The sequence below is a fragment of the Halorubrum sp. SD612 genome (assembly GCF_002135005.1).
The window spans coordinates 1-7,621 of record NZ_NEWI01000125.1; the positions used below are offsets into that span (position 1 = coordinate 1).

At 69.5% G+C, this 7,621-nt stretch carries 5 protein-coding genes and 1 pseudogene; 2 read left to right on the forward strand and 4 right to left on the reverse strand.

Going from position 1 to position 7,621, the window contains the following annotated elements:
• Positions 1–1,174: pseudogene (locus B9G38_RS12790) on the reverse strand (ATPase); the annotation flags it as partial.
• Positions 1,175–1,274: 100 nt separating this feature from the next.
• A complete protein-coding gene (locus B9G38_RS12795; protein WP_086220604.1) occupies positions 1,275–1,637 on the reverse strand; it encodes a TRAM domain-containing protein in 363 nt (120 codons plus the stop codon).
• Positions 1,638–1,840: 203 nt separating this feature from the next.
• Between B9G38_RS12795 and B9G38_RS12800 the strand changes: the two genes are divergently transcribed.
• Positions 1,841–4,183 carry a DEAD/DEAH box helicase gene (locus B9G38_RS12800; RefSeq protein WP_086220605.1) on the forward strand — a complete coding sequence of 781 codons (2,343 nt, stop codon included), beginning with the start codon at positions 1,841–1,843 and terminating at the stop codon, positions 4,181–4,183.
• Position 4,184: 1 nt separating this feature from the next.
• On the opposite strand, the gene B9G38_RS12805 is transcribed toward B9G38_RS12800, so the two are convergent.
• Entirely contained in the window at positions 4,185–5,534 is a 1,350-nt protein-coding gene (locus B9G38_RS12805; protein ID WP_086220606.1) for a RimK/LysX family protein, read from the reverse strand.
• A 131-nt stretch (positions 5,535–5,665) separates the two neighbouring features.
• Between B9G38_RS12805 and B9G38_RS12810 the strand changes: the two genes are divergently transcribed.
• Positions 5,666–6,463, forward strand: coding sequence for a topoisomerase DNA-binding C4 zinc finger domain-containing protein (locus B9G38_RS12810; protein ID WP_198945687.1), 798 nt, complete (start codon positions 5,666–5,668; stop codon positions 6,461–6,463).
• A 25-nt stretch (positions 6,464–6,488) separates the two neighbouring features.
• Here the strand turns inward: B9G38_RS12810 and B9G38_RS12815 are convergent, their stop codons facing one another.
• On the reverse strand, positions 6,489–7,475 hold the full coding sequence (locus tag B9G38_RS12815; protein ID WP_086220607.1) for a tyrosine--tRNA ligase: 987 nt from the start codon (positions 7,473–7,475) through the stop codon (positions 6,489–6,491).
• Positions 7,476–7,621: the final 146 nt, after the last annotated feature.

Below are 7,621 nucleotides of genomic sequence, written 5' to 3' on the forward strand. Positions count from 1 at the left end.
TCGCTCGCGCGGATCCGATCGTTCCGTCCGACTGTAGCGAGGGTACTTCGAAATCGACCTCGTCGAAGACGCCGTCGTCGATCGGTTTCGGATCATCGAGATTGTCCTCGACGAGATCGCCTATCGGAACTTCTCGTCCATCAGCAAGTGTCACATTAGTATCAAATTTAAGACACTTACCCGTGCCGGGGTCACCGATCAGGAGCATGTGCAGGTCGCCCCGGATCCGCGACCCGTCGGGGAGGTGTTTGGTGACGCCGGAGAACAGCTGGAGGATCATCGCGAGCTTCTCCTCCTCGTAGCCGTAGATGGCCGGGGCGATGGAGCCCACCATCGCCTCGTAGATGTCGTCGCGCTCGGAGAGCTCGATGATGTCGCGTTTGTCCGCCTCCGTGATGTCCATGTCCTCGAACTCCTCGTCCTCGATGGAGATGGAGACGCCGTCCATGTACAGGTCGAAGATGGCGGACTTCTCGTTGCCCTGCTCGACCTGCTCGATGTGGAGGACGCCGACGCAGGTGACGTGGTCGCCGGGGCTCACCTCGCCGGTGATGTCGTCGACGATGTCGACGTCGAGCGACTGCGGCGTCTCGCCGCCGCGGAGTCCCTCGGGCGACTCCTGAATCCTGAGCTTCTGGGAGTCGACGAACTCGGACTGGTCGAAGTTGACGCGGAACGGGCCCTGTCGCTCGCAGCCCTGACACTCGTGAGGCTCCTGGAAGCCGCCGTCGGACTGCGGGATGTACGTCATCGTGCCGCAGCGCTGGCACTCGAAGGCGGCCTCGGTCACCTTCGGCCGGACGTCCGTGGCCTTGCGGACGATCCCTTGGACCGAGACGAGCTTGCCGATGTGGTCGTCGTGGACGCGGATGCCGCGGATGTCGACGCTGTCGGGGAGGTCCTCGATGCGGACGTGCGCGCGACCGAGGCTCACGTCGGCGGGGAGGTCGTAGAGCCGCAGCGCCTCCTCGGCGTACTCGCGCATCTGGTCCGGCTTGTTCAGGAAGTCCTCGGCGAGGTCGCGGTCGAACTGAAAGAGGTCGTCGTAGGAGACGTACAGCGAGCGCTGCTCGTTGGGGTACCGCTGGGCGAGCTGTCCGATCTCCTCACGGTAGTAGTTGCGATAGAACTGAATGAACCGCTCCGTGAGGTCCTGGGTGCCGGCCTGAGCCATTGCGACGCCACTTCGTCGGCATCACGTATGAACCTCCGGTTCGGAGCGGACGTGGTCGCGCCGGCGGACGTTCGGTGACCGTGCGCCCCGTCCGCCCGGCCTACGCGCGCCCGACGAACGTCGCGTCGGCGGAGGTTCGCCCCTCGTTGAACGAGAGCACCTTCGCGCGGATCACGTCGCCCGGTTCGAGCCCGCCCGGAACGTCCTCGGCGAAGAGGACGAACCCCTCGACTTTCCCGACCGCGACCTCGTCGCCGGAGTGGTGGTCGGTGAGCTCCGTCACGCCGAACTCGTAGGTCTCGCCGATCTCGACCGGCGGCTCGCGCTCCTGAGCCGCCTCGTGGGCGCGCTTCGATTCGCGCGCCTCGCTCGACGGACCGCGGAGCCGGCGGACGAGCGCGAACAGCGCGAGCAGCGCGACCGCGACGGCGAGGCCGACGGCGACCGGCGAGGTTGGAATCATACCCTCTCGGTCGGCCGCGGCCACCTAAACGATGTGGGTCCGCGACGACGCTTCGGCGGTCGACGGCGTCGCGGTCCCGCTCCTCGGACGGCCCGACTCCCGTCGCGCCCGCATGAGAAACGCCTTTGCCCTCGAAGCTCCCCTCTCGATCCGATGCGACACAGCCGCGGTTCCCGACGACTCGCGCACGGGTGTGGTGTGCCGTGAAGGTCGCGGACGCGGTGCCGGAGTTCGCCGACGCCTTCGGGTTCGACGAGTTCAACCGGATGCAACGGGAGGCGCTGCCGGGCGTCTTGGAGACCGACCACAACGTGGTCGCGTCGGCGCCGACGGCCTCCGGGAAGACGGCGCTCGCCGAGCTCGCCATCTGTAAGACCCTCTCGGAGGGCGGCACCGCCCTCTTCGTCGCGCCGCTGCGCGCGCTCACCAACGAGAAGGAGAGCGAGTGGGAGCGCTTCGAGGAGCTCGGCTACTCCGTCTACGTCGTCTCCGGCGAGCGCGACCTCAACCCCCGCCGCGCCGAGCGCGCCGACGTGCTGGTGACGACCCCCGAGAAGGCCGACAGCGCGACGCGGAAGCACGACTCCGCGCGCTACTCCTTCATCACCGACGTGGACTGCGTCGTCATCGACGAGGTCCACCTGCTCGACTCCGAGAAGCGCGGCGCGGTGCTGGAGGTCACCGTCTCGCGGCTGCGCCGGCTCCAGGACCCCCGCGTCGTCGCGCTGTCGGCGACGATGCCGAACATCGACGACGTGGCCGAGTGGCTGGACGCGCCCGCGGAGACGACCTACGCCTTCGGCGACGAGTACCGCCCCGTCGACCTCGAAACGGGCGTCAAGACGTACTCGCACGGCTCCAACGCGTTCGCCGACAAGTACCGGCGGCTCTACCGCGCGCTCGACTTGGCCGAGCCGCACGTCCGCGAGGACGGGCAGGCCTTGGTGTTCGTCTCCTCGCGGCAGGACACCGTTCAGGCGGCGAAGAAGGCGCGCGACGAGATCACCGAGCGGGACATCCCGATCGACTCCCGGGACGACTACGACTTCCACAACGAGGCCAAGGAGCTGACCAACGACACGCTCCGCCAGTCGGTCACGGACGGCGTCGGCTTCCACCACGCCGGCCTCGGCAAGGACGACCGCGACCGCGTCGAGGAGTGGTTCAAACAGGGGAAGATCAAGTTCCTCTTCTCGACGTCGACGCTCGCGTGGGGGGTGAACCTCCCCGCGCGCTGCGTCGTCATCCGCGATACGAAGTACCACGACCCCTTAGAGGGGGAGACGGACATCTCGCCGTTGGACGTGCTCCAGATGCTCGGCCGCGCCGGCCGGCCGGAGTACGACGACGTGGGGTACGGCTGGGTGGTCTGCGACCGCGCGGACGCCGACAAGTACCGCAAGCTGCTGCGCGACGGCAAGGAGATCGAGTCGCGGCTCGCGGCCGACCTCGAGTCGCACCTCAACGCCGAGATCGCAATGGGAACGATCCGGGGGTTAGAGGACGTGATGGCGTGGCTGGAGACCACCTTCTACTACGTCCGGGCGCAGTCGGAGCCCGAGGCGTACGAGTTCTCGACGCTCCGAGACCGCGTGCGTGACACCCTCGAATCCCTCGTCGACGACGGGTTCGTCGCGGCCGACGACGACCTCGCGATCGAGCCGACCGGACTCGGACGGCTCGCCTCCAAGTACTACCTCCGCCTCGACACCGCGCGCCGGTTCCGGCGGCTCGCGGACCGCGAGACGCTGACGGTCGACTCGGTGTTGGAGACCGTCGCCTCGGCCGGCGAGTTCGACTCCGTCTCCGCGCGCTCGGCCGAGTCGGACGCGATAGACCGGATCCTCGACGGCCGCGACACCGACCTCGAAGACGGCCACCGCAAGGTGTTCGCCATCCTGCTCGCCGGAATGGCCGACTCGATCTCCTCCGACCTCCGGTCGGACGCGTGGGTGATCCGGCAGAACGCGCTCCGCCTGCTCGCCGCGCTCGCGGAGTTCCTCGACCGCTTCGCCGGCCCGCGCGCCGCCAACCTCGCCCGCCGCGTCGAGGCGCGCGCCCAGCACGGCCTCTCCCGCGAGGCGGTCGCGCTCACGGCGATCGAGGGGGTCGGCGCCGGCCGCGCCGAGCGCCTCGCGGACGCCGGCCTCGCCTCCCCGGCGGAGGTCGTCGACGCCGGCGCGAAAGAGCTCGAAAACGCCGGCATGAGCGCCTCCGTCGCGGAGCGGATCGCCGACGCCGCGCGCGACTGCCCCCGGATCGACGTCGACTGGGGAGAGTTCCCGGACGCCATCGCGGTCGGCGAGAACGAGCTGTGCGAGGTCGCCGTGACCGCCGCCTCCGGGAGCGCCCGCGCCGGGATCCGCGTCACGGTCAACGACGTGGAGATGACCGCGACGACGACGTACCTCGACGGGGAGGCGACGGTCCCGGTCGGCGTGTTCGGCCCGCCCGACGCCGACGAGCTGGAGTTCGTCGTCGAGGTCGCCTTCCCGGACCTCCCGCTGCTGCCGGTCACGGCGACGCGGACGGTTCGGGTGGAGTAGGTCACTCCTCGCGTTCCCGCTTCGTGACGTCCACGTGGTACCCGTCGAGAACGTCCCGCCCGAGCAGCACGGGATAGTTCATGTGACTCCGGTTCTCGACGCTCGCGGTCACGGTCTGCCAGCGGTTCCCGATCTTCACGTCGACCTCGACGAGCGGGCGCCGCTGTCGCTTCTGGTGCGATCCGGACTTCACGCGGACCGTCTTGAGTATCGGCCCGGCGCCGGTCTCGGCGGCGACGTCGAAGTCGATGCTCGTCCGCCGGGCGCCGGTGTCCGACTTGGCGACCACGTCGACCGCCCGCTGGCCCGCGCTCACCGTCACGGCCTCGGTGTAGCCGATCGTCTTTACCCCCTCCGGATCCGGATCGACAGAGGGCTTACAGGCGGGGACCGAATCGTCCAGCACCGACGCGAGGGACGTGACGCGATCGCGATCGACGCCGCCGCCGCCGCGCTCGACAGCGAGCGCGGCGATGTACGGCGCCGGACTGACCCCCGTCGCCTCGAAGAGCCCCTTGAATCCCGCCGTCACGTTCACCTCGAGCACGTACCAGGCGCCGTCGCGACGCAACAGGTCGACCCCGGCGTAGTCGAGGCCGAGCACGCCGGCCGCCTCTCGCGAGAGTCGCGCCGCCTCCTCGGGCAGATCGGCGGTGAAATCTTCGACCTCGCCGCCGACGGCGACGTTCGTTCGCCACTCGTCCGACGGCGCGTACCGCTTCATCGCGCCGACGACGCGGTCGCCGACGACGTACGCGCGGACGTCGAACGGCCGCTCGGTGCCCGTGTCGATAAACTCCTGTAAGAACGCCCGACGGCGAGCGATATGCGGAGCGACGACGTCGTCCGCGCCGACGACCGCCATCCGATTCCCGTTCGTCCCGATCGCGGACTTGTGGACCGCCTTCTCGCTCGTGAGACGGCTCCCCTCGTTGATCGTCCGTTGGCTGAATGCGACGTACGCGTCCGGAACCGGAATCCCCGCCGTCGCGAGTCTCGCCGCGGTCCCGTACTTGTGAAGCGCTTGGACGACGACCTCGGGCGGGTTCAACACCGCGCGGGACGCGGCGTAGGCCGTCGCGATCCCGAGGTCGTCCAGCGGCTCGGCGGCCTTCGTCGTCAGCAGTCGGTTCGCGACGACCTCCACGTCGGGGTCGAACCGGAGGCTCCCGTCTTCGATCCACGATCTGGCGTTCTCCTCGCGGAGCCAGACGGGCTCGTGTCCCAGCGCCTCAACGGCGTTGAGGATCGCTTTGGTCTCTTTGCTGTTGTGGAAACTCAACACGCCCACCCGAACGGGGGACGCTCCGTCGGCCGTCACCGACGGGTCCGAACCGGAGCCCTCTCTCATACCTGCCCTCCCAGAGCGATCCCGCTAAGTTAACCACACAATACCCGGTGCGAAGAGCGCGACCGGCCGCCCGGCCGCGCGGAGCGGCTCGCCGCCGACCGCTTTTCACCCATACCGCGGCCACCCGTCCCATGCCGCAACGACTCCGCGTGCTGGCCGGCGACTGCGTAGTGACCGACCGCGGCGACCGCACCCGCACCCATCGCGGACGCGTCGTCGTCTTAATAAAGCCCGACGACACGACGCTCGTCCACGACGCCGACGGCTACCAGCCGGTCGCGTGGCTCACCCGCCCGGAGAGCGTCGTCGTCGAGGGCGACGGCGACGGGTTCACGGTGACCGCCCGCGACGGCACCCGGCGGCTCCGGGTCGTCGCCGAGGCGGCGACCGCGAGCCGCGCGCTCCCCGTCACCGAGGCCGGCGTCCCGGTCGGGACCTGTCCCGACGACGGCGGGCCGCTCGTGCGCTCGCGCGGCGACGTGGTCTGTCTCGACTGCGAGGAGCGGTGGGGCCTCCCGACGGGCGCGAGCGTCACGGACGCGACCTGCGACGACTGCGGGCTGCCCAAGATCCGCGTCGAGCGCGGCGAGCCGTTCCACCTCTGTCTCGACCCCGCCTGCGACCCCATGGAGGACGCGGTCAGCGACCGCTTCGACGGGGCCTGGGACTGCCCCGACTGCGGGGGCGACCTGCGGGTCCGATTCGCGCCCGGCCGGGTGTACCTCGGCTGCGAGAACGACCCCGACTGCGAGACCACCTTCTCGTTCCCGGCCGGCGTCGTCGTCGACGAGTGCGACTGCGGGCTCCCCGTCTTCGAGACGGCGGCCGGACTCGGCTGTCTGGACGGGACCTGTCCGCTCGACGGACACGCGGTGAGAGAGAAAGCCGAGAGCGAAACGACGGAAACGACGGACCCGAACGCCGGCTAACGGCCGGCCTTCTCGGCCTCCCGGCCTACTCGGCGAGCTGCTGGCGCCCCGGCGCGATGAGCCGGTCGAGGTACTCCGCGAGCGCGCCCTTCGCGTCCGCGGGGTGGAGCTCGCCGGACTCCAGCTCCGCCTCGAGGTCGCCGTAGGCGTCGTACTCGAGGTCGCCGCCGTACTCCTCGGGTCGCTCGACGACGACCGACTCGAACCGCGGGAACACGTGGTACTCGAACACCTGGAGGACTGGGTTCTCGCGCTCGGCGCCGTCGTCGGTCGGCTCGGGGTCGGCGGTCGGCGGGCAGTAGGCGTCGTTCACCTTCGACTCGATGTCCTCGCGGGAGTCCTCCATCGAGATGGTGACGCCCTCGCTGGAGGACATCTTCCCGCGGCCGGTGCCGAGGTCGGCGATCAGCGGCGTGTGGAGGCTCGTCGGCGGCTCGCGGTCGATGCTCGGGAGCACGTCGCGCGCGAGCATGTGGACCTTGCGCTGTTCCATCCCGCCGACCGCGAGGTCGACGCCGAGGTACGGGATGTCGAGCGCCTGCATCAGCGGGTAGACGGCCTGCGACACCTTCACCGAGTCGCCGGAGGTGATCTCGGCCATCGCGCGCTCGGCGCGGGCGAGCGTGGTCTCCAGTTCGAGGGCGTGGAGGTCGAGGGTGTAGTCGTCGTCGAGCTGGAAGTCGGAGCCGAGGACGAACTGCGTGTTCGACTCGTCGAGCCCGTAGGCGATGAACTGGTCGCGCATGCGCTCGGCGGTGTGGCGGATCTCCTCGAACGACCCCTTGTCGTTGAGGTAGGCGTGTACGTCGGCCAACAGCACGGTCACCTCGAACCCCGCCTCCTGGAGGTCGATGAGCTTGTTCGCGGTGAGCATGTGACCGATGTGGAGCACGCCCGAGGGCTCGTAGCCGACGTACGCCCGCTTCCCTTCGGGGTCGTCGGCAAGCGCCTCGATCTCCGCCTCGGTGACCACCTCGGCCGCGTTCCGGGTGATCAGCTCGTGAGCGTCCATACCTCCGACTGTGCGCTCCCGGACATATGACTTCTGGATGCGTGCCGACCCTTCACGCGGCGGAGCGGCGACGCCGGAGTCACCCGCTCTCCTCGGTCTCGGGCAGCGTCCGCCCCGCGCGGTGTTCGGAGATGATCCGGTCGATC